The following is a 25,190-nucleotide window of genomic DNA, read 5'->3' on the forward strand; positions in this document are numbered from 1 at the left end:
GCCCTGCGGGCTGTGGCGAGTGACTTCTTGCTGGCCCAAGAAGTCACCAAGAAGGCCTTCCCCCGCCAATCCGACCGCGATGCGGTTTCCCTCGACTCGGTCGCTAGGTCGGACGGACCGCCGCAGATGGAGCATCCATGCCCCGCTGCGGCTGCGCCATCATCCCTGATGGCGCTCCTGACCTTGCTCCCTCCCCTCGGCGGATTGAAGGGGGGGCCAATACCCTGCCCGGCCGTGACTGAGGGGGCTCTGTTTTGTTGGCCGCTACTCGGCGCTCGAAATGGTGGGTGTCCCGATTTTACCTATATGCATTTTTCGGTTACCTCACTAAACGCCCACTCTGAGAAGACCCTCTCAAGCTTGTACCGATCCATATTTTTTCCTTGATAAATACTATCCGCAACAATGTCATCTTGGTTTTCAACAAATTTCTTATATGCAAGCAGATACGAACTACAAAGCTCTTTAAGTTGCTCATTTTTATCTAAGATAAAAAATGGGAGCTTTATAATTGGAGGCTTTATCTGTGTAACAATAGGAGTACTTAAGTCGGGTTCGTCAGTATGAATTTTGCGCAAATGTTCGAATAGCGCATACGATAATGTGCCTTTGGTATAGTAAAAAAGATCACAATAAAACTTTGCATCTAGTCCATCTCTCTTTTCCGGGTGAGTTACATACTCGACATCAGGAAATGGAACGCATAAACCTTCATTTTGAAAGTGAACGACAGGCAACTCATGCATAACGGCATTTTTGTACTTAAGCAAATAATCGTACTTTACGGGTTTTTCAATTAGAGTATTTTGCCACCAAAAATTACCACCTCGATAATCATCTTCAGATATCGATATAGTAAAATCTGGATCCAACGCATAAAATGCACCATTAACTCCATTGTAGATCCAGTTATCTGTATCTTCTAGGAGCAGTTTAAAGCGAGCTGCAGCAGGTAAATCAAGCCCAAAACGCTCCAGCCACATTGCTTTAATATCTTGAGGGTTTGCACAAGAGTCTTTTGGTGTATTTGTGTCCTTTATCCGTGAATATACCGTACCTGCTCTGAGTATTTTATTGCGATGATTAACTTCTTTCGTAAAGTAGAAAGGCTTTAGCCTTTCATTTTTAATGCTCAAAACCGCTACAGATTTTTCAGCATATGGCTGCTGTCTTAGATAGCCAATAACATCGGCTTGAGAAAAACGACACTCCTCTGAGTCTAAGCCAACAACCTCAAAGTCATCATTTATACCGAATATCAAAAATCGATCGCCATCGTGAATCACGTTTGCCAAACACGTAATGTCATGTAGTAAGTCAAAGAGGTTATCATGAAATTTCTGTTTAAAATCCCACCACAGCCCCTCACTCTTTGACGAAAGTAGGTTATCTAACAGTTTTTCCATATTTCCTCATGATGCATATAACGTCGCGCTCTGCGTCAAATTTAAAGCGCAGCGGAAAATTTGTCCGCCAGCAGCGCCTTGTTAGCACTTCACTTCCGAACAATGACATCTGGCATTTTTAAAAAAGAACCATCACCTCTTCCATAATGGAAGAACCCCCATCTTTTTTCCGGATCAAGAAGATCAACTTTACATATGTGGTGATGGCTTGCTTTTACTGTTGGGGAAAATAGGCGAAATCGAAGCTCTTCAGTGTTTATCTCTACAATAAGCCCAGAAAAATCCAAGTCATAACAGCTTTCCAAAATCTTATGTGTATCACTTGGGAAATTTTCTTTGTATATTTCATTATATCGAGGTTGGAAATATCTGATCAACCCAGCTTCAACCAAGCATATTTGTTCACGCTCTGATAGATGATTTTTAATGATACTTCTAAAACGGTCCATATCTCGATAATCTGATATTACATTTCCTGCTCTGCCGTCCATTTGCGTGATTATTCTATATGGAGCGTACTCGAATGTTAGTATCTGAACTTCATATTCAGGGGATTCATATTGAGCTTGGGCTAAAATTTTCTGCAATGTCGAATGACTTTTTAATCTATCAAATGCTGTCCTTGTTCCATCACCAAATGCTTGCCCAACATATAGCACTTCGATATCACTAAGCTCTGTGTTTTCGAGATGCCATCCACTTCCCATACAAATAGCGCTAGCTGGAAGGTATCTTATTTCATTTCCGTCTTCATCTAGAGTTAATATTTCTCGATGTGGGTATGCTGAGAGTTTTACCTCGGTCGCCCCATCCAACAATGGAAACTCAAATGAAAACTTCTTTTCTCTTAAAACCCCTTCAATACGGTATATTATCTTTCCAGATAACACCCCATCCTGATATTTAAATGATTCCTTACAATAGGAAATAATCGGAGTTTTTCCTATTACATAAATATGGCAGTTATTTGCCACATCCTGCTCTTGCGCCCCCATAGTCCCGCCAGTCATAAACTGACTGGCTGATGTTAAAAGCCATCTAGCAGAGCACAAATTTACTGCAAACTCGGATAAAAACTTTTTCTTCGATTCTTTCATATCATGGTTCTCTAATATGGAGTGCATAACGCCCTGTTAAGGTGTGAGCAACAAAATGGTGGGTGTCCCAGAATCCGCTGGCGCAATAGCGCTCTCATTTCTTCTGCTCGAGCCTCACAGGCATCAGCTTCATTCTGAGAGCCTCTAAACTCAAAAATTTTCTGCCTTGTGACTACATCATGTAAAGAAAAAATCCAGAAACGGCAATTCTTTTCGTCATTAGAAAGAGTGCTATCGGCAAGGTATCAAAATGGTGGGTGTCCCAGAATCCTAATTCCTACACTCTGTAGAAACGCTTTCAAGAGCCTTTTTATCCACGATTTACGACCTACTCATAACGCCGTTGTAACCGGCAGATAATAGTTGGCTAAAATTTGTGAAGCACGAACAAAGCCAACTGTTATTTGTCCGCGTTTACGACTTTGTTAAATGCCCTATATAGAATTTGCTATATTAGCAACCTCTCGATAAAGAGCTCCTGCACTTGACGTAGCTGAGGTAAGATCAATATCTCTTTCTTTAAAATAATGGATACCCTGCGGTTTGCAATGGTCGTAAATTTCATTAAGCATTTCTGGGCTATGTCTTTGTACTATGTATATTCTAGAGTTTACATAGTTAGTAAATTGATTTGCCGTAATATCGATAAATTCATTCTCCACTTGAATCCATACATGACTTTTTACATCTGGATAGCTCTCATGATTATTCAAACACCATATAATCTTTGGTTCAAAACCTTTTTCTCTGAGGTACGCTGCCAGCATATTATTTGCAATATCGCATGAACCGAAAGGGAAAGAATTTAACTCCCCCCATCTTGGTAACATGAAATATTTGTGTGATTGGTAATCAACTACTTGCAAAAGAGCATTTCGAAATTTATGTATATATTCTTTCATTTGACTTCAAAGCTTAATTTGGGCATTTAACGCCGCGCTCAGCCGTAGACAAAAATGGCGCTTGTTTTGGAGCTTTTTGCAAAACAAGTGACAGTTTTGGCTGTCGGTTGCAGCGCCTTGTTAGCCATTTGACTTTAAAACATTAGCTAACTTCTCGATCGAACTATCTATTTGATCAGAACCAATTTCCAATTTAATAATAACTCTGGATCTTATTTGATCTGCAATATCAGTTCTACTTGGTGCCCAGTCACCGTACACAAAATCATCTAGAGTGATAGGGATAAGAATTTCTGAACCGCCTTCCTTGGCCTCTCGTTCAAGAACCCTTTCAATTTCATTTAAAACACCCGACCTCGCAAGGGATTCTTTGGAAGAAAATTGGGACAGTCACCACTTTGGTTCTGTTGGCCACTATGAGGCGCTCAGATGGCGGGTGTCCCAATTTGGTGCTTACTGAGCATCTAAAAAGAGCAATAATAAATATATTGTTCGTATTTTCACTTCGTCTTTGTCGATCAGAATAAGGTGCGATCATGCTGAAATCAGCAATCCCGCTGAGGCCACAAATGCAAGTGGATCAGGTCGGCATGGCACTATGGTAAAAATACTAGCTCCAAGTGTTATTGGTTTTTGCATAGCGTACGACCTGATATATTGCTATGTTTTCAGTTGCCAACAGCCTGATTATTTCAGGTATGCATTGAATGGGTAGCTCCATTTCATAGCCATGGGCCAAGGGTTCTATTTTTTCAGCACGTGCAGGGCCAAGAAAACCAGAGATGATTTTCTTGGCCATACCATCATGATCACGAATCTCGAAATAGACACGGTACATGTCAGATGTGTAATCCAGTGGTGTACCTATTTCTTCGGCCTCATATGGCGGTACTGCGTCTGTATTGTTCATGTTGCCTCTGAACTCTTTAATTTGTGTAATGTGCGAAAGACATTGTATGTTAAAATTTGGATAGTCACTATTTTGGTTCTGTTGGCCACAACGCAGCACTCAACACTATGGGTGTCACAATTTAGTGTTTGATTGAGACTCGGATCTGGAGTCGCTCTAATACCTGAATTAAGTCGTACCGCGGAGCTGCGTTGGATCGCATGAATTATTAGATTTTTCTGGCACGCACAAATAAAACGTCCTGAGAAGTGAAGTCGCTTTCCTGAACGAGGTCGGATTTTGTTTCGATAACAGAAAACCCGGTCTCCAAAAGCAATGACTCCAGTTTCTCAATTGTGAAGTAATGATCCCATAGCACATAGGTTGATGGTTCGCCTGAGGCGGGGATGACAATATATTTTTGTCCCCAAACCTGTTCTTTATCAAAATGCTGGCATTCTGACAGAACGTAACAGGGTGACTCTGACCAGAACCCACCGGCACTTACTTTTTCCCAAGAGAGTCCTGCTATTTTATTTTTCTAAATACCTTTTCCGAATACATCAAATACCAACACGCCCTCTGGGGTAAGTAACTGATAAACATTCAAGAGAAACGTTTTTTGTTGTTCGCTTGTCAATGCTCCAAAGTCACAATAGATACAGGTTGCTATATCAAAATCACCAATATCCATTTTTTCGAGGTAAGACTGATGATGATACTGAACATCCAGTCCTTTTTCTTTTCCTGACTCAATAGCATGCTTAATCGCTGATTCGTTAATATCCACACCTACAGCTGCCCATCCGCGAGCGGAAAACTCCTGAGTGTAAAGACCTGGTCCGCAGCCAAGATCAATAATAGAGCCTGTACCAGACTGATTTTTTAGAACCCAGTCAACGGTTGCTCTGATTGTTTTTGGCTTACGGCTCGCTGCATCAGAATCTGGATTTAGATGTGCTCTTAGCAGTTGCTCTCGAATATAGGGAGCCGACCAGATGTTTGCGTTTCCAGTTTCGTATAGTTCCATTAATTCCCTCGAAAATATAACTCCGCTCCAGCCTGATACGGAATGCGACATTAAATCAATCACTTTACATCTTGCCGCTGGATCTGAATGTATTCTCTTGACCTATTTTTTACGCAACCATTACGACTGTATAGAAAAAGCGAAGGCATTGGCTATGGCAAGCGTCGGCAAGGCTACCGCCCCTGAATGACAGCCTCCAGTCTGCTGCTGTTAACCGGCGATGTGGTGCAGGCCTGGCTCATGGGTGACTCCGGTGAGACGGTTGCCAAACGGCTATGTTAGCGAGCGAAGCGGGGGAGGGAAGAGGGAGATGATGGTTTCCTGAGCAAGATCAATAAATTAATCGGCCTAGGGAGTGCTGGGGTAGCGCCGTGATAGCGAGGGGGTTTATCGGTTCGTTGTTTCAGCGATCAGCAACAGCCGCAGAGCAGGGTATTGGCCCCCTTAAATCCGCTGAGGGGAGGGCGCAAGGTCAGGAGCGCCAGAGGGGCAAGATCTTCAATACCAAGTGCATCAACAACCGCTTCAGAGGGGCAGGGTATTGGCTCCCCCTTCAATCCGCCGAGGTGAGAGAGCAAGGTCAGGAGCGCCATCAGGGATGATGGCGCAGCCGCAGGCGGCACATGAACGTGCCGTGTGCAGCGGTCCGTCCGACCTAGCGACCGAGTCGAGGGAAACCGCGTAGCGGTCGGATTGGCTGGGGGTGGCCTTTCTTTTGGTGACTTTTCTTTGGCCACGCAAAGAAAAGTCACTCGCCAAAGCCCGCAGGGCGGGCGAAACCCCTTCGAGGGCAAGGCCCTCGTGTTCAAGATCCCCGTCGTAGGCAAGGAGCTAGACTGAGCTCCTCCAAGTGGGCGGGCGAAACCCCTTCGAGGAGGAACTCCTCGCATCCCATGCGGCGAAGCCGCATCAAAGTGCCAGCCATCGGCAAGGAGCTCGACCGAGCTCCTACGCGCTGAAGCGGTAGACTAGACCCCGTCGGGGTGCGGGGAGAGCCCCTTTCTGATGCGCTGGATCCCGGCTTCGTAGAGGCCATCCGGCCCCTCCTGATCCTCACGGGTATCGAAGATCTTGAGAAACCACATGTACTGACCGGGATAGCGGCTCAGCTGCTGCTGCACCATGTCGTTCATCCGGCAGGTGTCCGCCATCACATCGCCGCTGGGGTAGTTATCGAACGGCGCCTCTATCTCCAGCCGATAGCAGTGATTGGCCTCGTCATAGCAGGCCAGCAGCGGCACCGCCTTGGCGCCACTTGTCTCCACCAGACGGGGCAGGGCGGGCAGGGTCGCCTTCGAATGGCCGAAGAAGGGGGCAAAGATGCTCTTCTCGCGACCATGGTCCTGATCCGGCAGATAGAAGAAGCTGCGGCCGTTCTTGATGGTTCTGATCACCGCCTTGATGCCGGCGCTGCGCTCATACACCCGGCAGCCATTCTTGGCGCGCGCCCGGTTGAGGTGCCAGTCAAACACAGGGTTGCGCGCCCGCTTCATCATGGTGCACATGGGCACGCCGCGCCGGGTGAAAGCGTACCCCGCCGCATCCACCGGCCAGGTGTGCGGCACCACCAGGATCACAGGGCGTCCGGCGGCCTGCTCGGCTTCGATATGTTCCCAACCGTTCACTTGGATCCGGCTCATCAGATAGCGAGGGCTGCGCACCGTGAACTCGCCAAACCCCAGCAGGCTCTTGAGGCCGACCCGGATCGAGGTGAGTGCGATGGCGTCGCGCTCGGCCGGGGTCTTGTGCGGGAAGCAGATGGCCAGGTTGGTTCTGGCGATATAGATCTGCTTTTTCGAGATGCGAAACACCAGGGGCGCCAGCGCGACGGCGAGCCGGTCCCGCAGTCGCACCGGTACAAAGGCCAGCAACATCAGCACGGCCAGCGCCAGCCAGCTCAACCAGTAACGGGGATGCAGAAAACGGGCCTCGAACGAGGAATCAAAAACGGGATCGGGGGCAGACATGTCATGAGCCAGGCAAAATGGGGAGCTGCATTGTAGTCATCCCGACAGGTAATACCAGTTATGCCTTCAGCGCGTGCGACAAAAACGGGATCGCCGCCTCGAATATGCCACTGCATGGCCCCGAAAATTGGACAGTCACCATTTTGGTTCTGTTTACCACCATGCGGGGCTCAGAACGGTGGGTGTCCCGATTTCCTGCAATACCGAGTGCATCAACAACAGCTTCAGAGGGGCAGGGTATTGGTTCCCCCCTCTGATTCGCCGAGATGAGGCCATCAGGCCAGGTCGCGAGACAGGGATGTCGAGCGAGAGGCGGCGGTCCAAGGATGGACCGTCGGCGCGTACCGTTGGCCTGATGGCTGAGGCGAGGGCACTCGACGAAGGAGAGCGAATCAGCGGGGGGTGGCCTTTCTTTTGGTGACTTTTCTTTGGCCACGCAAAGAAAAGTCACTCGCCACAGCCCGAAGGGCAGGCGAAACCCCCTCGAGGAGGAACTCCTCGCGTCACATGCGGCGTAGCCGCATCAAAGTGCCAGGCATAGGCAAGGAGCTGGGCCGAGCGCCTCTCGGAAAGAGGGGAGAGAGGAGGGGGATTATCCCCCCTTCTCCTCCTGAGGTGGGGTGGCGGTCACCGTCACCTCGATGGCGAGCCCCTGGGCCAGCAGCACCTGCAGATCCTTGAGGTACTCCTCGAGCGTTGGCTCTTCGAGCAGACGGGCCAGCTCGTTGCCGACCGGAGTGAAGCGGTAGTAGATAAGCTTGATGTGGCCCTGCTTGCCATGCAGGCGCCAGCGTTGGTGGCTAAAGGCCAGCTCCAGCCCCTCGGCGGGCAGATCGCCCGACTCCAGCTCTCCCTTGTGCAATAGCCCCAGCTCGAACAGCTGCAGCAGGGCGTTGTAGGGGAGGCGGTATTTACCGAGCCCCATATGGCTGCTCTTGGCCCGGGTCAGCAGCCGGGCGCCCTGATAGAGGCCGGTGAGCAGGCGCCGCTCGTCACTGCCGGCATAGTGGCAGGAGAGGGCGCACAGGCGTTGAAACAGCATGGCATCGCGCTGGGTCATCTCCTTGAGGGTGGCCAGGGCGCGGATGGAGAAGCTGCCCGGTGTCACCACCTCGAGGGCGAAGATGCGCCCCCACAGCTGCTGCATGGGCACAGAGCCTATCTCTTCGGCCAGCTGCAAGAAGCGGGTCACCCAGTCCGGATCCGGCTCGCCCCCGGCCACTATCTCGCCGCAGTGGCGCTGGGCCATTACCATGATGGTCTCGAGGTTGCGCTGGCGGGTCGCTTGCTCGGCGGCGAGGCGAAAGGTGGCGCGCTGCTCGAAGGTGCTGTCGCTGTTTTTGGTCAGCATGCCGTCGATATGGCGGCTGCGCGCCAGGCGCAGGGTCTGCTCCTGGCTGCTCAATATGTTGGTGTTTTCCCGCTTGGGTGGGGGGAGATCGGACATGACGCATTCCCTGTGATGCAATGACGAGATGTTACTCCCGGATGGGCCATGAAAAAACCACCGCATGAGGCGGTGGTTTCGGTTTATGCCGCGGGCGGAGGTTACTCCTCGTAGGGGACCACCTCGACCGCCTCCATGGCGTAGGAGGCGGTGGCCATCTCGTGGGTCGAGCTCACCACCTTCATGGTGCCCTTGACCCAGATGGCGTCCCACAGGTCGTCCACCGGCGCCCCCTTGGGGAAGCGCACATAGACCACCTGGTTGGTGGGCGGGGCCGGCACGTGAACGCAGGCGCCAAAGTAGGGCACCAGCAGGAAGGCGGTGATGGTCTTGGCATCCCCCTCCAGCGGGACCACGAAGCCGGGCAGGCGCACCGGCTTTTCACTGAGCGCCTTGACCACGCCGCCGACCGGTTGCGGGGCTGACATGGGGTTCCCTTCATGGCTGACCGCAGGGGGCGGTGCATTGCGCTCGTTGGCGGGGATCAGGGCGTCCCAGTCGATGGTCTTGTACTGGGTGGCGCCGGCCGATCCCATCCAGAGCAGGGCCAGCAGGCCCAGTGCGATACGTTTCATCGGTATTCCTCTTGTCAGATCAAAAACGAATGCTCATGCCATCGCTCAAGGAGTAGCGGTAGGCGCGCCAGGCCGGCAGCAGCCCGATGACGAGGCCGGCCAGCCACACCAGCACGAGCAGCTGCCCTTCGCGCAAGGTGGGCAGGGTGAGGGGGAATTGCAGGCCATAGTGGCTTGAGAGCAGCGGCGCCGCGATAAGTTGGGCACCGTAGAGCAGCCCCAGCCCCATCAGGATGCCGATGCTGGTGAGGGCCACCGCCTCCAGGGCGAGCAGGGCAAACAGGTGGCGCGGCGTGGCCCCGAGGGAGCGCAGTATGGCGAGCTCGCGGCGCCGTTCGTTGAGCCCCGCCAGCAGGGTGGTGAGCATGCCGATGAGGCCGGCCACCACCACGAAGCCGGCGATGACAGCCAGCGCCGTCTCGGCCACGCTCATCAGCCCCCACAGCTCTTGCAGGGCGGCGCCCGGCAGGATGGCCATCAGGGGTTCGCTCGGCCAGGTGTTGATGGCGCGTTGCAGCTGAAAGGCGAGAATGCGCTGGTTCAGCCCCACCATGAAGGCGGTGAGGGTCTTGGGAGTGAGATCCTGGGCCAGCGCCTGCTCGGCGGAGACCGCCTTGCTGTGGCGCCCCGTCTCCCACCCCAGGTGGATCGCCTCTATGCCGGCGAGCGGCACATGCACGGTGCGATCGATGGGGGTGCCGGTGGGGGCCAGGATCCCTACCACCTTGAACGGCAGGTTGTCGTGCCGGGTGAACGAGGTGTTGCCGGCCCCGTGGGCGATGACGATGGATTGATCGAGCCGGTAGCCGAGCTTGCGCGCCACGTCGGCGCCGAGCACAGCCTCAAAGGGGGTCTCGAAGGGGCGCCCCTCGGCCAGGGTCAGGGGCTGCTGGCGGCCGTAGCGCAGGTATTTGAAGTAGTCCCCGTTGGTGCCGAGCACCCGAAACCCCTTGTGAGAGTCGCCGAGGGAGAGGGGGATGGTCCAGGCGATGCCGCGCTGGGCGCGGATCTTCTGGTAGGTGTCCCAGCCCACGTTGTTGGTGGGGTTGCCGATGCGAAACACGGAGTAGAGCAGCAGGTTCACCTGGCCGGAGCGGGCGCCGACGATGAGGTCTGTGCCCGAGACGGTGCTGGCGAAGCTGTCGCGGGCCTGGGTGCGCACCCGCTCCACCCCGAGCAGCAGGGTGACGCTGACGGCGACGGCGAGCAGGGTCAGGCCGGCGGTAAGCCGGCGGGCCCACAGGCTCTGCAGGGCGAGTCTTAACATTGGCTCCTCCGGTTCAGTTGGCGCAGATCTTCGACCCGGGGGAAGAGGGGCTCGAGGCCTGGGTCGTGGCTGACGAAGATCAGGGTCGAGCCCTGTTTGTCACACTCCTCAAACAGGAGCCGGATAAAGGCGGCCCGGTTGTCGCTGTCGAGGGCCGAGGTGGGCTCGTCGGCGATCACCAGAGGGGGGGAGCCTATCAGGGCTCGCGCGGCGGCCACCCGCTGCTGCTGGCCGATGCTCAAGGCGTGCACCGGGCGGGTGTGGAGCTCGTCGGGCAGCTGCAACGCGCGCAGCAGGCGGCGGGCCTCGGCCTCGGGCGGGGCGCAGAGGCGCTCGCGCTTTTGCGGCGAGAAGGTGAGGGCGCTGGTGACGTTCTCAATCACGCCGAGATAGGGCAGCAGGTTGAACTGCTGGAAGATGTAGCCGAGCTCGGCGGCGCGAAACCCGTCGCGGGCACGGGAGGAGAGCTGGGCCAGTGATTGGCCCAGCACCTCGAGCGTGCCGTGGTTGACGGTCTGAATGCCGGCGAGCAGCCCCAGCAGGGTCGACTTGCCCGATCCCGACGGTCCCTTGATAAAGACCCGCTCCCCTTCGAGCAGGGTCAGTGACGGGATCTCGAGCACGGGGTCGTGGCCCGGCCAGGCGAAGCCGAGATCACTGATGTTTACCACGGTACGGCTCATGGCTTACCAACCCAGGGTCTTGTTGTCGGGGGTCAGCTCACCGGCCACCTGGCCACCCGGGATCAAGCCCTGCACGGTCAGCTTCTCCAGGCTCGGGTAGAAGGTGAAGAGGCCGGCCTCGAGCCCCTTGAGCTCGGTCGGTTGTTGGCAGGTGAAGGTGTAGGTGGCGCCGAGATCAGCGTGCCCCTCGTGGTGGTCGTGATCGTTGGCATCATGATGGTCATGGTCATGGTCGTGCTCATCCTCCTCCTGACCGCCCTGAATCACCTGTTCGGTCAGGGTGCAGCCGGCGGCGGGAGTCGGGATGAACAGGCCCTCGGCGGCCTTGAGCCGGGCCAGGGCCTGGGCCATGCGGGCCTTCTCGTCGTCAGTTTTCGGTGCGTGCTCGAAGCCGATCAGGTCGGCGGCGGGGGTGGTCAGCTCCAGCATCAGCTGGTTACCGTCTTGCACCAGGTTGAGCTGGCCGTGGCCGTGCTCGTGGGCGCCGTGACCGGCACTGGCGTGATCGTCGTGGTGGGCGCTGGCAGAAAAGGCGGCAGCCGCCATCATCAGGGCGATAGTCTTCATAGTTACTCCTGTTAAATCAAAGGGATTGGTGCCATCAGAGGCTCGAGTAGAGGCGATTTAACAGGGGGGTGCCCGGATCGGGTAGTGGCCGGGGGCCGAGAGGGGGATGAATTCGTGCAGGCAAGGGGTGGCCTGCGGGGTGCCCGGCGGTGAGGGTAGTGCCGGCGCGGCAGTGCCGGGCAGCCACTTACCATCGAGATGGACGGCACAGAGTTGGCACAGATGGGGGTGATCGGGAGCCAGGCTGTCGAGCTGGTGCACCGCCAGGGCGGGTTGCATCCATAGCCAACCCGACAGCCAAAGCCAGAGCAGGGCGCGCATCTTGAACATCTTGATGGGGATCGCCCCTGCTCCTCTTGGTTAGATATGGGACTTGATCAGCCCCATGACCTGTTCAATATCGTTTTGTGCCAACTGGCCATCCTTGACGAACAGCACCTTGCCATCCTTGCCGACCAGCACGATGGCCGAGCTCTCCGGCGCCAGATCCCAGGCGTTGCGGGCCATGCCCTTGGCATCGAGCACCATGCTCGACCAGGGGAACTCTTTCTTGCTGTCCTCGGCGCTGCTCTTGACGAAGCCCGAGGTGCCCCAGATGGCATCATTGCTGTTGATGATGGTGACCGTCTGGTACTTCTCATGGGGCAACTTGGCGGCCTTAATCGCCTCGATCATCGGGGCGTTGAGCTCCTTGGCGCTGGAACGACCCGCGATGTGCTGGATCAGGTAGACCTTGCCGGTGAGCACGCCGCTCTGCCAGGGCTGGTAGGCGATATCCTTGCCACTGAGCACCAGCTCGCCACTGTCGCTGATCTTGACGACCGGAACAGGGGTGGATTCCTTGATGTTGTGAGCCATGGCCAGGGGCGACAGCAGCGCCAGGGTAAGAGCCAGGTGTTTCATCCTGATGACACTCCTTTTGTTATGTTATAACGGTTTGAGCCCAGTGGGAACGGGCAAAATGTATCCTAATCTGATCCGACCTGTTTAAAAAGTGTTAAGTGGTGTGGCCGGCATCATGAGGGGACGCAGCATGCCACGGGGAGCGGCAAATGCCACTGCCCCTGCTACTGGTTGGATCAGTGGATCAATAGAGGGGTTCGCTGACCAGAGGGATCTTCGACAGCATCATCTGTTGCACCAGCACGGGAGAGCCGGTGAGCAGCACATGGGGTTGGCTGTTGATCTGGACCGTCTCACCCTTGATGCCACTGTCGGCCGTGATGGCGAGCCAGGCGGGGGAGACGCTGCCGACGCTGATATCGGGGTAGATGATAGAGAGCGAGTAGTCAGGCAGCAGCTCGGCCAGCAGGGCCGCCATCAGCAGGGCCCGCTCGTCGCTGTCGGCCCGGTTTTGCTGAAGTGCCTGCAGGGGAGGGGCGAAGTGATCCATCTGCTCTTTGGGGCTGGGGATGGCCGCTATCCACTCCTGAATCAGGGCGACGCTCTTGGCGGTGTCGGGCTGGATAAACTGCCTGGCCAGGGGCTGCAGCGCATGCTTGAGCTGATAAAAGAGCTGGGAGTAGTTGGGGCGCACACAGGGCAGACGCCGATCGGTCGGGTGAACGCAAGGGGTGATGCGCAGGGCATAGAAGGCATCTTCCTGATATTGATGGTATGCCTGCCAGAAGATGATGGACTCCGGGCTCTGATCTCGCAGGGCGAAAGCCTGCTCGAGGTTGGCAAACTTGACCGCTCCCTCCGGGCTGAGCCGGTTGATCTCGGCGAGGGTCCCCTGCAGCTTCTCTCCCATCTGGTCAAACAGGGTCTCGAGGGGAAAGTTGAGGGCCTTGTCCAGGGTGACCATCTCCAGGCGGCTGGCCTCGAGCGCACTCTCATCGGCCGAGAAGGTGATGTGGTGTTTGTGGCCATCCGGTGAGTGCCATTGCCACTGCAGGGTCAGATTTTCGGCCTGAGTGAAGGGAGAGAGGGTCATACTCAGCAGGACAGGGAACCACTTCATGGCTGTTCACTCCGTAGTGACCCCTTGACGGCGTGTGCCAAGGGAATAAGTTAATTTCTAGGTGAATCCGTACGGCGATGGAGCACTATCTGTCTGCTTTCTAAACAAGCTCATGAAATCGCTGTTCTTTTTTTTCTAAAAAAAATCGGTATGGGAGGAGAAATGGGCGCCTGGGGATCGGGTCTGTTGTTGGTGGCACTGGGCATGGCGGTGCCGGCCATGGCGGGGAGCGTGACCGTGACGCGCGGGGATCAGAAAGTGGATGCCTTTGCCCTGCGCGATCAACTGGCGCGTGAACACGAGTGGCAGGAGTGGCTGCGCCATCAGGAGGCGCTCAAGTGGCTCGAGGTGCTGCCGGTCAACTGTGAGCTGGTGAGCAAAGACGATGGCAGCTATCGCTGTGGCGGGGAGTGGTATCGGCAATACAACCAGGACGGCAAGGATATCTACATTCGCGGCGAGCCGCAGGCTCCGGCCACGCCGCGCACCGTGCCGGACGCACCGCACTAGGTGAGGCCAGAATGCAAAAGGGGCGCCCGTGGGCGCCCCTTTTTCGATCACGCCTTACTTCTTGGCGCGCTCGACGGAGGAGAGGATCTCGGCCTCGGCTTCGGCCTTGTCGCCCCAACCATCAACCTTGACCCACTTGCCGGCTTCCAGCTCTTTGTAGCGCTCGAAGAAGTGCTGGATTTGGGCCTTGAGCAGCTCAGGCAGATCGTTGACGTCCTGGATGTGGTCGTATTGCTTGGTCAGCTTGGAGTGCGGAACGGCCACTACCTTGGCATCTTGACCGGATTCGTCGGTCATCTTCAGCACGCCAACCGGGCGGCAGCGAATGACGGAGCCAGCCAGCAGCGGGTAGGGAGTCGGAACCAGCACGTCAACCGGGTCACCGTCCAGGGACAGGGTGCCGTTCACGTAGCCGTAGTTGCACGGGTAGAACATGGGGGTGGCCATGAAGCGGTCAACGAAGATGGCGCCGCTGTCCTTGTCGACTTCGTACTTGATCGGGTCGGCGTTTTGCGGGATTTCGATGACGACGTAGATGTCTTCGGGCAGGCTCTTGCCGGCCGGTACCAGGTTCAGGCTCATGACGTTTCCTTAAAACGGTTGAGGCGGAAATAAAGTGCAGACGCACATTATAGCGAGCTCGCTTCAAATGACCATATCAGGCGCCTCGCGCCATCCTTCCCGTGCCAAACCGGGGGCGTGATTGCTAGAATGGCGCCCTACTGACATGAAAAGGAAGCGGTATGCACATTCACATCCTCGGGATCTGCGGCACCTTCATGGGCGGTCTGGCCGTGTTGGCCAAGCAGCTCGGATACCGGGTCACCGGGTCGGACGCCAACGTCTATCCCCCCATGAGCACCCAGCTGGAGCAGCAGGGGATCGAGCTCATCGAAGGCTATGACCCCGCCCAGCTCGATCCGGCGCCGGATCTGGTGGTGGTCGGCAACGCCATGAGCCGTGGCAACCCCTGCGTGGAATATGTGCTCAATCGCAACCTGCCTTATGTCTCCGGCCCCCAGTGGCTGCTCGAGCACGTGCTCAAAGATCGCTGGGTGCTGGCCGTCGCCGGCACCCACGGCAAGACCACCACCGCCAGCATGCTGGCCTGGGTGCTGGAGTACGCCAAGCTGGAGCCCGGTTTCCTCATCGGTGGCGTGCCGGGTAACTTCCCGGTGTCGGCACGGCTCGGCGCCGCTCCCTTCTTCGTGATCGAGGCCGACGAGTACGACTGCGCCTTCTTCGACAAGCGCTCCAAGTTTGTTCACTACCGCCCGCGCACCCTCATCATGAACAACCTGGAGTTCGACCACGCCGACATCTTCCCTGACTTGGCCGCCATCCAGCGTCAGTTCCACCACCTGCTGCGCATCGTGCCGGGCACCGGGCGGGTCTTCTATCCCAAGGCCGATGCCAACCTGGCGGCGGTGCACCGGATGGGCTGCTGGAGCGAGGTCGAGCTGGTGGGGGAAGACGCCACCTGGCGCGCGGTCAAACTCAAGGCCGACGGCTCCGCCTTCGAGGTGTGGCTGGACGGGCAGAAGCAGGGTGAGGTGCACTGGTCCTGCATCGGCGAGCACAACGTCAACAACGGTCTGATGGCCATCGCCGCCGCCCGCCACGCCGGGGTCATGGTGGAGCACGCGATCAAAGGCCTGTGCGAGTTCCAGTCTCCCAAGCGGCGCATGGAGCTCAAGGGCGAGGTGGCCGGCATCCGGGTCTACGACGACTTTGCCCACCACCCGACGGCGATCGCCACCACCCTCGGCGGCCTGCGCGCGCGGGTCGGCGGCGAGCGCATCCTGGCGGTGCTGGAGCCGCGCTCCAACACCATGAAGCTCGGGGTGCACAAGGAGGAGCTGGCCGGCTGCTTTGGCGATGCCGACGAGGTGTTCTTCTTCCAGCCCCCCAACATCGGCTGGGATCTGGGGGAGGTGACCCGTCACATGGCCAAGCCGGGCAAGGTGTTTGGCGATCTGGAGACCCTGGTAAACCGGCTGGTGGCCGAGTGCCGCGACGGGGATCATATTCTCATCATGAGTAACGGTGGCTTTGGCGGCATTCACGACAAGCTGCTGACCCGCCTCAAGGAGTATCACGGCCTGGCATGAAACGCATCACCCTCGCCCTGACGGGCGCCTCCGGCGCCCCCTATGCCCTGCGCCTGCTCGAATGTCTGGTGCAGGCCGACTATCGGGTCTATGTGCTGGCCAGCAGCGCCGCCCGGGTGGTGCTCAAGACAGAGCAGGGCATCGACTGGCCCGCTTCGCCCCAGGCCCTCTCGGCGCGCTTGTGCGCCGACTACGGCGCTCGCGAGGGGCAGATCGTCGCCTGCGGCAAGGAGGAGTGGTTCTCGCCGGTGGCCTCCGGCTCGGCGGCCCCCAAACAGATGGTGGTCTGCCCCTGCTCCATGGGGACAGTATCTGCCATTGCCCACGGAGCGTCGGACAACCTCATCGAGCGGGCGGCGGATGTGGTCATCAAGGAGCGCGGCCAGCTCATTTTGGTGCCGCGCGAGACGCCGTTCTCGGCCATCCACCTGGAGAACATGCTGAGTCTGGCGCGTCTCGGGGTGACCATCATGCCGGCCGCGCCGGGCTTCTATCACGAGCCGCGCAGCATCGATGACCTGGTGGACTTCATGGTGGCGCGCGTGCTCGATCATTTAGAGGTAGAGCACACCCTGTGTCAGCGCTGGGGCTATTCCCCCACCTAGGGGCGCGGCATGAATATGAGAAGGGGGCCTGTGAGCCCCCTTTTTCGTTTTCAGAAGTGATAGAGCCAGGAGACCCCTCCGAAGTAGCCCCCGTAGTGTTGGTTCCATTCACCCAAGTTGGCCTCTTCCCCCAGATAGAGGTAGTCCTCATCGCTCACCCGCTCGTAGCGCAGATCCAGCTTGAGGGCCTGGCGTTCGTCCAGCTGGTAGAGGGCGTAGCCGCTGAGCCGGTGCAAGGTGCTGGTGAGATCCGGATAGTCATAGCCGGCACTGGCTTCATTGCGACCCCGTCCATAGCTGTAGCTGTAGTCGAGCCCCAGGGTCAGATCCCGCTCCAGAGCTTGCTTCTTGGTGAGCCCCAGCCCCACTGTGGTGATCTCGTCGCGCACCAGGGTCTGATAGGGAGCCCAATCGGGGGCATAGCGGTAGGCGTGTTGCTGATCCGACGCTATCCACTGCTGATTGAGGAACAGGCTGAGATCGAGTCGCTCGGGCAGCGACCAGTTGGCCGCGAGATCGACCCCATAGTCCCTGTCCTGGCTGCGCCCGATATCGGGCTCGGGATAACTGTCTTCGGCCCACCAGGCCTCTGCCGTGAGGGCCAGGGGGTCGTTCACCTGCCAGGTGAGATCCCCCCTGAGTTCGGCCCTGTCTCTGTCGGCCAGATAATATTGACGCAGGGTAGGACTGCCGCCGCTATCCCCCAGCCACTCGGAGCCGGTGCGGCGGCTGAGGCTTAACTTGGTGCCGGCGCTCAAGGGGCCGACCGGCTGGTAGCGGCCTCGCACAAAAATGGTGTGCAGATCTGTCTCACGCCGATCGGCCTCGTCCCGTTGGTCGCCCCGGTAGAGATAGCCGCCCTCCAGCTTGAGAGTGCGGGAGAGGCGATAGCTGGCGCCAAGCTCCCCCTTGCTGTGGCTGCGGTCGGTCAGGGGACGCTGCCGACCCGTCACCACGTAGCGATCCGACTCATCCTGGCGGTCATAATGCTCGGCACTGGCCTTGAGGGTGAGCGCCCGGGATATCCGGTTGAGCCAACGGGCGTCGGCCTGCCAGGTATTCACCCGCCCGTTGAAGTTCTGTTGGGTCACCGGCGTGTTGGCAAAGGGATTGAGGCCGCCGCTGGAGGTGGCCTGACTCATCATGACTCGCCCGGTGAGGCTCTGGCGATCCCAGTTGCTCCTCCCGGAGAGGGTGAGGCGGTGGTAGTCGTTGTCGGGTTCATAGGCGCGATCATTGAGATAGGGGTTGGCCTGGCTGCCGTAGTAGAGAGCCTCATGCTCGTTGGTGTAGAGAGAGCCGTAGTAGCTGAGATCGACCAACCACCCCTTGGCGAGGTAACTCACCCCTGCATCCATCAGGGTCGTCTTCTGATCCTGAGGTATGGGGAGCCATCCCGGCATGGCGCCGAGCCCGGGCAGGGTGCTGGTGTAACCGGTCAGGGTGCTGCGCCGGGTCTCATGGCGCAGGCTGGCATGGGGCTGCCAGGGGCTCTTGGGGGTGAATTTCAGACCGAGTGAAACCTGCTTTCGCACCGTCTCCTTGTCAAACGGGGTGAGGGGGCCGGCCGAGAGGACTCCCCCCTCACCCTGATAGACGCTCACCCCCCGGTTCCAGTAGTAGGGGCTCTCGCGATATTCGAAGCGTCCCCTCAGCCCGTCGTAGCGGCCCGCCTCGGTGGCGATGGAAAAGCGCTTCAGACCAAGGTCGGTCGCCTGCATCTGGCCATATTCGCTCCCCTCTCCCCGGTAGTGGAGGTCGGCGTTCAGGGTGCCAAGCATTCCCTGGTCATAGTTGGTGGGCACCCAGTTGCGAAAGCGGCTGGCGCCGTCATCGTTGAGGTAGCCGACGCCAACCCCGACCTCCCCGTGCCAGCCCTGATAGGGCTCGCACGCGTTGCAGCGCCAGCGCCCGGTATCGGCTTGCTTGGCCTGTTGCAGGGCATAGTCGTCGGCGGCCTGGCTGGCGAAGACCGTCAGCAGGGGCAGGCAGAGAGTGTAGTGGCGCATGGCTCCTCCTCAGCGTCTCAGGCTCTGGCCGTTGGGGTGATTACTGCCGTGAACTTGCCCGTGGCAGTTGAGGCAGCTCCCGCCCCGCACCTTGAGATCCCCCTCGGGGATCGCCATATTGGCGTGGGGCTCGCTGTGGCACTCCTGGCAGAGTTGTGGCAGTCGTTTCTTGAGCAGCGCGCCCTGGATAGCGCCATGAGGCTCATGGCAGAGGGCGCAGTCCTCGTTTGCCGGCTCGTGCTCCCAGAGGAAGGGACCACGCTTCTCGGCGTGGCACTCGTAACAGGCCTCGTTAGTCGAAGGCTGCTTGAGATCGGCCGGGTTGATGGATTGGTGCGGGTTATGGCAGCTGGCACACGCCATAGCCCCGTTCTGCAGGGGATGGCTGGATCGCTTGTGCAGATCGGCCTTCTCCTTGGCGTGGCAATCGGTGCACACGGCCGTCTGAGTGGTGCTCTCGCTCATGGGGTCTTTGGCCTGGTGTACCCGGTGACAGCTGGTGCAGGTGAGATCCTCGCTGGCGTGGCTGCTGGCATGCCACCCCATGCGCCGGGTGTCGGTATGGCAGGAGAGGCAGACGCTGTTTTGTTTCTCGGCCGGGACGGGAGAGTTGGGCCCGAAGGTGATCATGGGTTCTCTCGGCTCTCCCTTGCGCGGATTGCGGGCGTGATTGCCAATCGGACCGTGACAGGCTTCACACTGACGATCCCCCATGGGGCCGTGAGCGTTGCCCGGATTGCCGTGCACCGAGTGAAAGATACCGGTCGCTGGCTTGTCCGACTCCGCATCGTGGCAGCGCAGGCAGGTGTCCGCCCCCTTGGTCGAGTAGCTCCCCTGGTCGAACTTCTTGTCCAGCACGGCCTCAACCTCTTCACGGGGATCGGCAGCCTCAACCACGGCCATCATCCCCATCAGCAAGCAGAGCGCCAACCCCCAGGTTATCGTCCTTGTCATCTCGTGACTCCCTCAATGTGCCGAGCGGGGTTGCCCCCGCCCGGGTCTTTAGTTAGCGCGGTAGTCGTATACCTTGTGGACCTTGTCGACCCCCTGTTCCTGGCCCACCGCGTGGCAGCTGGCACACTGCTCGGTGCCACTGGCGGCGGTGGCACTGTCGGCCCCGAACACGGCACCATTGCCCTGCATGTGAGTTGCCCACTCATCGCCGCTGGCCGGTGTGGTCGCGTTGACCAGGCCGAGGGGGGACTTGAGGTGACAGCTGGCGCAGACCACCAGGGTGGGGCTGAAGTACTTGGGATTCTTGTTGTCCGCCGTGGTCGTGGCGAGCGAAGGCCTGGCGTTCTGCTGGTTGGGCAGGTTGTATTGGGCCTGGGTGTGGCAGTTCTCACAGTTGTTGATGACACCGGGGAAGCGTGACTCCCCGTCCCGGTGAGAGCCCATGGCGTGGAAGGAGTGGACGTGGTACTTGAGATCGGCCGGGAAGCCGGCATAGAAGGCGGCCCGGGTCGCATTGTGGCAGCTGGTGCACTGCACGAAGTCCTTGGCGTTGTGATTGCTTTCGTGCACCGTCAGATCCTTGTGACAACCGTTACAGTTGGCGCGGTTGACACCGACCGGCTCCTGATAAGAGACCGGGCTGCCCCCGAGATCGAAGGCCCCATGAGCCACGTTGGCGGCGATGGTGTGCAGGTCGGCGTCTTCCGGATTGCCTGAGCGATCCACCAGGGAGCTGCACTGGGCCAGACTGGCCGGGTTACCATTTTCCAGCGCCTTGCGATCGGCGCACAGGGCCATCTCAGCATTGGCGACCACCAGCACGGCGTTGTCTGCCGGTACCTTGGTCATGCTCTTTTGGCACAGGAACAGCCCATCGCCCTGCGCACTGCAGCCGCTGGCCATGTCGATCCGGTTTTCGGAGTAGCTGATGGCATCCCCCTGTCCATTGTCCCAGTTGACCAATACATAGGCTCTGCCGGTGGCCAGGAATGGCTTGAGCTCGTCGAGGCTGTTGAACCCGACGCCGTCTTTGGTCAGGCGCACCTCGACCAGGATATCGGGGGCCTGATAACGGGCACTCTCGATGGTCATCTTAAGGGTATCCCGGCCGGCCTGGAGCACGGCCAGACGACCCTCATGCATCACCTTCACCGAGGCCTGCCGCACCGTCGGATTGGGGCCGTGGCAGTTGGCGCAGTACATCTCGGTCGAGGCGAAGTGGTTGGCGCTGTGGTCCTCGTGGCAGGAGCCGCACGTCTCTGTACTGGGGACGCTGAACCAGTTGTTGGCCTGAGGCGTCTGGCTGTTGCTGTCGTCATGGCAGGTCGAGCAATTGCGCAGTTCTTGCGGGAAATGCACCCCCGACAGGGTGCCTGCGTCATTGGCCCCATAGATGTGCTTAGTGTCGCGAAAGCCATAGACCATGTACTGACCGCCGTCGGTCGCTTCAACCTGGGGCAGATCCCGGCCGCGGTGGATCTTGTGCAGCATGACCCTGAAGTCGAGACTGACTTCGTTCTTCTCCACCTTGTTGACGAAACTGCGACCATACCCAGTGTTGCCCTGATTGTGGCAAGTGACGCAGAAGGGGACCTCGACCCGGCCCCCCCCGTGCAGGGCCAGCTTGTCGTGGCAATTGTTGCAGCTCTTGGTCTCGGCTATGGAGCGGCTGCTGACGGGGCTGCCATCGGGCACCCAGTCATAGGTCGGATTGCTGATATCGGAACTGTCGGTGGCCGCGAGCTGGATCCCGAGCCGGGTGGTTCGGCTGGTGACAAACTGCAGGGGGTGGCCATTGACCGGATCGGTATCGGCGCCATAGGGGACTTGCTTGATGAGATAGGTATAGCGGCCGTCACCGTGGTCGGTCAGGGTCGCGTTGGCGGCCGGGTTGGTGGTGGGTTGGATCACAGAGGGGACGCTGGAGGCGCTGTCAGCCGGTCGATTGCGAGTCCGGTTGAGCAGGCTCTGCCAGCGGCTGATGCTACCGGCACGCCCCTGCTCCTCTTCGATCAGTTGAGCCAGGGTGACGGCGGGGGTGAGCCCTGTGATGGGGCGCCCCTGGCTGTCCATGACGCTGAACTCGACGGTCAGGCTGCGGCTCTGGGCATCGTAACGGGGCGAGGTAATGGTGACGCCGGGTTTCCCACTGGGGGGAGGGGTATTCTTGTCGCTCTCACCGCCACCACATGCCACTACCCCCACCACCATCAGGGTAGCGATCACTGCATTCCAGATTTTCATATTGTTGTTCCTTTGATGCAGGCCCGGCATCGGCCCAGCTCCATTCCTTGTGACACTGCTCAAAAGTGCTTTTGTTTTTCCTGCCTTGCTATCGCCATGGCGTGTGCGCCATCTCACGACCTTGTCCATTAAAAAGGTAGGTGATTTGCGCTCGTCTATTCTCACAATGATGTCAATAAGGGGCGTTTTGTGACCGAGTGAACGGATTGAGCGGTAGCAACAGGGAGCAGAAACAGATGAAAAAAGCGATGGCAATGGTGTTGTTGCTGGGGGGGATGCAGGCGGGCGTCGCACAGGCGGCGGTCGAGGAGATGGCCAAGGAGTGCGATGCCTGTCATGGCCCCAAAGGGATTAGCCTCTCTCAGGCCATCCCCACCATAGGCGGGCTGCCTGCCGTGAACCTCGGCGAGCAGATGCGAACCTATCTGGAGGGGCGGCCCGCCAAGCGGGTGAACCAGGTGTCGGGGGATACCAGTAAGGCGGGGGACATGACCCAAGTGATGAAGTCCTTGTCCGATGCGCAGATCGATGCCCTGGCGGCCTATTATGCCGCACTCCCCTTCGTCCCGGCCAAGCAACCCTTCGATGGGGCCAAGGCGGCGGCGGGCAAGGCGCTGCATCAGGCCAAGTGCGAGAAGTGCCACACGGGAGGGGGGCGTAATCCGGACGATGAATCTTCCCTGTTGGGGGGGCAGATGAAGGAATACCTGCTCTACTCCCTGCATGAGTTCAGGGAGGGTAAACGCGATGTGGACAAGAGCATGAACAAGGCACTCGCGGCCATGAGTGAGGCCGATCTGGCAGCCCTGGCCGAATACTACGCCAGCTTGCAGTGAGGAGGGGCCGGTGAGCGACAAACCGAGTCTGTGGCGCCGTCTGTGGACCATACCGGGAGCCCGCTGGCGGCTCGGTGTGCCGCTGGGAGGCCTGCTCGCGTTTCTGTTGGGTGCGATAGCGCTGGCCGGGTTTAACGGTGTGCTGACTTATACCAACAGCAACGAGTTTTGCTATAGCTGCCACCTGGGGATGGACAGCATAGTCACTGAGTATCACGCCTCTGCCCACTTCAAGAATACCCAGGGGGTGGTGGCGGCCACCTGCGGCGACTGCCACGTGCCCCATGAGTTGCTGCCCAAACTGTGGGTCAAGATCCGGGCCACCAAGGATATCTATCTGAGGCTGAAAGGGGAGATCACTCCGGACAACTTCGACAAGGAGCACAGGGCCAGATTGGCAGCCATCGCCACGACAGAGTTCAAGGAGAGTGATTCGCACACCTGCCGTTTTTGCCACGATCCGGCCAGGATGGACCTGGAGAATCAATCCAAGGTGGCGGCAAGGCGTCACAAGGGGATGGTGGCGCGGGGAGAGACCTGCATCGATTGCCATGCAGGGATAGCCCATCAACTGCCTCGGGGCGAGTGACACGGGCACAAAAGAATGAAGGCGGCCTAAGGTCGCCTTCACTCCGATCACCGGCGATTCATTATTTGATTCAGGCCAGAGCGAGGGCCTGGGGGACACCGACTTTAATGGGGGCGGTGACGTATTGGTAAACGGTTTCAACGACCTCACTGCGCAGGGGGCGCTCGGGGGCGTTGATCATCTGCATCATCAGGTAGCCAAAGCTGGTCAGGATACGGGCCAGGGCGAGGGCACTCAGTTCGCTCTCGATCTCACCGCGATCGAGGGCCTTCTGCAGACGGGGGGTGATGTGTTCGAGGATCTCGTCCAGCAGTTTGACGTAGCGTGGCCACACCTCGTCGCGGACGGAAGAGCTCCACTCCAGCCAGATGTTGGCGTGGTCGGGGCGATCGTAGGCCACGTCGACGAACAGCTCCACATGACGGCGAATGCTGTCACAAATGGGGTGGTGGTCGCCGTAGGCTTCGGTCATCAGCTGACGAATGAAGGTCTCGACCTCGCCGAGCACCTCATCGACCAGCTCTTCGCGGGTGTTGAAGTAGTTGAAAACGGTCGCCACTGACACCTTCGCCTCTTCGGCAATTTCGGCATGTCCGGCCCGACCGATACCGCGTCGGGAGAACACTTCAATGGCACATTCCATGAGTTGGGAACGGCGAGCCACCGGCGAGAGCCGGGTGCGCCGTCTGATTTCTGCGCGTGGTTCCATCATATTGTCTTTCTTTTATTGGATTTATGGTTGTATGAATCTGTCGTTGTCGACTTAGCCTGTGATCACTGAGCACTTTACCAACTAAATTAATCTGGTTAAAGAGTGATGTGCCTGACGACACAGATGACAGATGTTACAATTTGCCACTTTCGAATCGAGAAGCGTCATGTGTGGGACATGACACGGTTGGAGTGAAACATGAAACATACCGTTGAGGTAATGATCCCCGAGAGTGAAGTGCAGGCCCGTATCGTCGAGCTGGGCAAGGCCATCACCGAACACTATCAGGGCACCGACGAGCTGGTGCTGGTGGGTCTGCTACGCGGCTCCTGCGTCTTTTTGGCCGACCTGTGCCGTCACATCGAACTGCCGGTGAGTCTCGATTTTATGACTGCATCCAGCTATGGCACCGGCATGCACAGCAGCCGCGACGTGCGCATCCTCAAAGACCTGGATGATGACATCAAGGGCAAGGATGTGTTGATCGTCGAAGACATCATCGACACCGGCTATACCCTGAACAAGGTGCGCGAGATCCTCTCTCTGCGTGAGCCCAAGTCGCTGACCATCAGCACCCTGCTCGACAAGCCTTCCCGTCGTGAGGTGCAGGTGCCGGTCGAGTGGATTGGCTTCGCCATTCCCGATGAGTTTGTGGTCGGCTGCGGCATCGACTATGCCCAGCGCTATCGCAACCTGCCCTATATCGGTAAGGTAGTGCCTCAGGAGTAATGGGCACCCAGGCGCTTCGGTGGCGCCCGGCAGCAGAGGTGGCCCAGTGCCGCCTCTTTTGTATGAGGCAACGACAAGATTGCCGTGCATGAGCAGAG

General features: G+C 58.0%; 25 protein-coding genes. 6 read left to right on the plus strand and 19 right to left on the minus strand.

Going from position 1 to position 25,190, the window contains the following annotated elements; all coding sequences use genetic code 11:
• Window positions 1-302 precede the first annotated feature (302 nt).
• From BN1121_RS19125 to BN1121_RS02255, 14 genes are all read right to left on the minus strand, one after another.
• Window positions 303-1,406, minus strand: coding sequence for an ATP-binding protein (locus tag BN1121_RS19125; protein WP_043157300.1), 1,104 nt, complete (start codon window positions 1,404-1,406; stop codon window positions 303-305).
• 89 nt (window positions 1,407-1,495) lie between these two features.
• The gene (locus tag BN1121_RS02195; RefSeq protein WP_043157302.1) at window positions 1,496-2,503 is read right to left on the minus strand and encodes a hypothetical protein; all 1,008 of its coding nucleotides are present in this window, start codon (window positions 2,501-2,503) and stop codon (window positions 1,496-1,498) included.
• A 434-nt stretch (window positions 2,504-2,937) separates the two neighbouring features.
• The gene (locus BN1121_RS02200) at window positions 2,938-3,405 is read right to left on the minus strand and encodes a hypothetical protein (RefSeq protein ID WP_043597091.1); all 468 of its coding nucleotides are present in this window, start codon (window positions 3,403-3,405) and stop codon (window positions 2,938-2,940) included.
• A 610-nt stretch (window positions 3,406-4,015) separates the two neighbouring features.
• Window positions 4,016-4,315, minus strand: a complete 300-nt coding sequence (locus BN1121_RS02205) for a hypothetical protein (RefSeq protein ID WP_231552985.1) — start codon at window positions 4,313-4,315, stop codon at window positions 4,016-4,018.
• Window positions 4,316-4,835: 520 nt separating this feature from the next.
• On the minus strand, window positions 4,836-5,324 hold the full coding sequence (locus BN1121_RS19130; RefSeq protein ID WP_161624293.1) for a class I SAM-dependent methyltransferase: 489 nt from the start codon (window positions 5,322-5,324) through the stop codon (window positions 4,836-4,838).
• 968 nt (window positions 5,325-6,292) lie between these two features.
• Window positions 6,293-7,291, minus strand: a complete 999-nt coding sequence (gene lpxM / locus BN1121_RS02215; protein WP_005350473.1) for a lauroyl-Kdo(2)-lipid IV(A) myristoyltransferase — start codon at window positions 7,289-7,291, stop codon at window positions 6,293-6,295.
• A 592-nt stretch (window positions 7,292-7,883) separates the two neighbouring features.
• Entirely contained in the window at window positions 7,884-8,738 is an 855-nt protein-coding gene (locus BN1121_RS02220) for a TIGR03899 family protein (RefSeq protein WP_005350475.1), read from the minus strand.
• Window positions 8,739-8,839: 101 nt separating this feature from the next.
• A complete protein-coding gene (locus tag BN1121_RS02225; RefSeq protein WP_005350478.1) occupies window positions 8,840-9,313 on the minus strand; it encodes a DUF3299 domain-containing protein in 474 nt (157 codons plus the stop codon).
• A gap of 19 nt (window positions 9,314-9,332) precedes the next feature.
• Window positions 9,333-10,580 (minus strand): ABC transporter permease, encoded by a 1,248-nt coding sequence (locus BN1121_RS02230; protein ID WP_005350481.1) that lies wholly within the window; start codon window positions 10,578-10,580, stop codon window positions 9,333-9,335.
• Window positions 10,574-11,263, minus strand: coding sequence for an ABC transporter ATP-binding protein (locus tag BN1121_RS02235; protein WP_005350483.1), 690 nt, complete (start codon window positions 11,261-11,263; stop codon window positions 10,574-10,576). The genes BN1121_RS02230 and BN1121_RS02235 overlap by 7 nt, the downstream gene beginning before the upstream one ends.
• Before the next feature lie 3 nt (window positions 11,264-11,266).
• Window positions 11,267-11,830 (minus strand): DUF2796 domain-containing protein, encoded by a 564-nt coding sequence (locus BN1121_RS02240; RefSeq protein ID WP_005350487.1) that lies wholly within the window; start codon window positions 11,828-11,830, stop codon window positions 11,267-11,269.
• A gap of 57 nt (window positions 11,831-11,887) precedes the next feature.
• Entirely contained in the window at window positions 11,888-12,160 is a 273-nt protein-coding gene (locus tag BN1121_RS02245) for a hypothetical protein (RefSeq protein ID WP_005350492.1), read from the minus strand.
• A 30-nt stretch (window positions 12,161-12,190) separates the two neighbouring features.
• On the minus strand, window positions 12,191-12,733 hold the full coding sequence (locus BN1121_RS02250) for a YtfJ family protein (protein WP_005350495.1): 543 nt from the start codon (window positions 12,731-12,733) through the stop codon (window positions 12,191-12,193).
• 184 nt (window positions 12,734-12,917) lie between these two features.
• On the minus strand, window positions 12,918-13,793 hold the full coding sequence (locus BN1121_RS02255; protein ID WP_005350499.1) for a hypothetical protein: 876 nt from the start codon (window positions 13,791-13,793) through the stop codon (window positions 12,918-12,920).
• Window positions 13,794-13,955: 162 nt separating this feature from the next.
• On the opposite strand from BN1121_RS02255, the gene BN1121_RS02260 reads away from it, so the two are divergent.
• Complete coding sequence (locus BN1121_RS02260) at window positions 13,956-14,303, plus strand: hypothetical protein (protein ID WP_005350509.1); 348 nt, start codon at window positions 13,956-13,958, stop codon at window positions 14,301-14,303.
• Window positions 14,304-14,357: 54 nt separating this feature from the next.
• On the opposite strand, the gene ppa is transcribed toward BN1121_RS02260, so the two are convergent.
• Window positions 14,358-14,885, minus strand: a complete 528-nt coding sequence (gene ppa / locus BN1121_RS02265) for an inorganic diphosphatase (protein ID WP_005350511.1) — start codon at window positions 14,883-14,885, stop codon at window positions 14,358-14,360.
• A gap of 161 nt (window positions 14,886-15,046) precedes the next feature.
• Here ppa and mpl point away from each other — a divergent pair, with 161 nt between their 5' ends.
• Window positions 15,047-16,414 carry a UDP-N-acetylmuramate:L-alanyl-gamma-D-glutamyl-meso-diaminopimelate ligase gene (mpl, locus tag BN1121_RS02270; RefSeq protein WP_005350512.1) on the plus strand — a complete coding sequence of 456 codons (1,368 nt, stop codon included), beginning with the start codon at window positions 15,047-15,049 and terminating at the stop codon, window positions 16,412-16,414.
• Complete coding sequence (locus tag BN1121_RS02275) at window positions 16,411-17,019, plus strand: flavin prenyltransferase UbiX (RefSeq protein ID WP_005350514.1); 609 nt, start codon at window positions 16,411-16,413, stop codon at window positions 17,017-17,019. Before mpl ends, BN1121_RS02275 begins: the two co-directional genes overlap by 4 nt.
• A 50-nt stretch (window positions 17,020-17,069) precedes the next feature.
• On the opposite strand, the gene BN1121_RS02280 is transcribed toward BN1121_RS02275, so the two are convergent.
• From BN1121_RS02280 to BN1121_RS02290, 3 genes are all read right to left on the minus strand, one after another.
• Complete coding sequence (locus BN1121_RS02280; protein ID WP_005350516.1) at window positions 17,070-19,028, minus strand: MtrB/PioB family decaheme-associated outer membrane protein; 1,959 nt, start codon at window positions 19,026-19,028, stop codon at window positions 17,070-17,072.
• Between the two features lie 9 nt (window positions 19,029-19,037).
• Window positions 19,038-19,940 carry a DmsE family decaheme c-type cytochrome gene (locus tag BN1121_RS02285; RefSeq protein WP_407921482.1) on the minus strand — a complete coding sequence of 301 codons (903 nt, stop codon included), beginning with the start codon at window positions 19,938-19,940 and terminating at the stop codon, window positions 19,038-19,040.
• A 90-nt stretch (window positions 19,941-20,030) separates the two neighbouring features.
• The gene (locus BN1121_RS02290) at window positions 20,031-22,226 is read right to left on the minus strand and encodes an OmcA/MtrC family decaheme c-type cytochrome (protein ID WP_005350520.1); all 2,196 of its coding nucleotides are present in this window, start codon (window positions 22,224-22,226) and stop codon (window positions 20,031-20,033) included.
• 236 nt (window positions 22,227-22,462) lie between these two features.
• Here BN1121_RS02290 and pdsA point away from each other — a divergent pair, with 236 nt between their 5' ends.
• Window positions 22,463-23,062, plus strand: a complete 600-nt coding sequence (gene pdsA, locus BN1121_RS02295) for a periplasmic diheme shuttle PdsA (RefSeq protein WP_005350522.1) — start codon at window positions 22,463-22,465, stop codon at window positions 23,060-23,062.
• 10 nt (window positions 23,063-23,072) lie between these two features.
• Window positions 23,073-23,651 (plus strand): NapC/NirT family cytochrome c, encoded by a 579-nt coding sequence (locus BN1121_RS02300; RefSeq protein WP_005350524.1) that lies wholly within the window; start codon window positions 23,073-23,075, stop codon window positions 23,649-23,651.
• 70 nt (window positions 23,652-23,721) lie between these two features.
• Here the strand turns inward: BN1121_RS02300 and BN1121_RS02305 are convergent, their stop codons facing one another.
• Complete coding sequence (locus BN1121_RS02305; RefSeq protein WP_043157317.1) at window positions 23,722-24,360, minus strand: TetR/AcrR family transcriptional regulator; 639 nt, start codon at window positions 24,358-24,360, stop codon at window positions 23,722-23,724.
• Between the two features lie 201 nt (window positions 24,361-24,561).
• On the opposite strand from BN1121_RS02305, the gene hpt reads away from it, so the two are divergent.
• On the plus strand, window positions 24,562-25,092 hold the full coding sequence (hpt, locus tag BN1121_RS02310; RefSeq protein WP_005350527.1) for a hypoxanthine phosphoribosyltransferase: 531 nt from the start codon (window positions 24,562-24,564) through the stop codon (window positions 25,090-25,092).
• Window positions 25,093-25,190 lie beyond the last annotated feature (98 nt).

Source organism: Aeromonas diversa CDC 2478-85, assembly GCF_000819805.1.
Taxonomy (GTDB): domain Bacteria; phylum Pseudomonadota; class Gammaproteobacteria; order Enterobacterales; family Aeromonadaceae; genus Aeromonas; species Aeromonas diversa.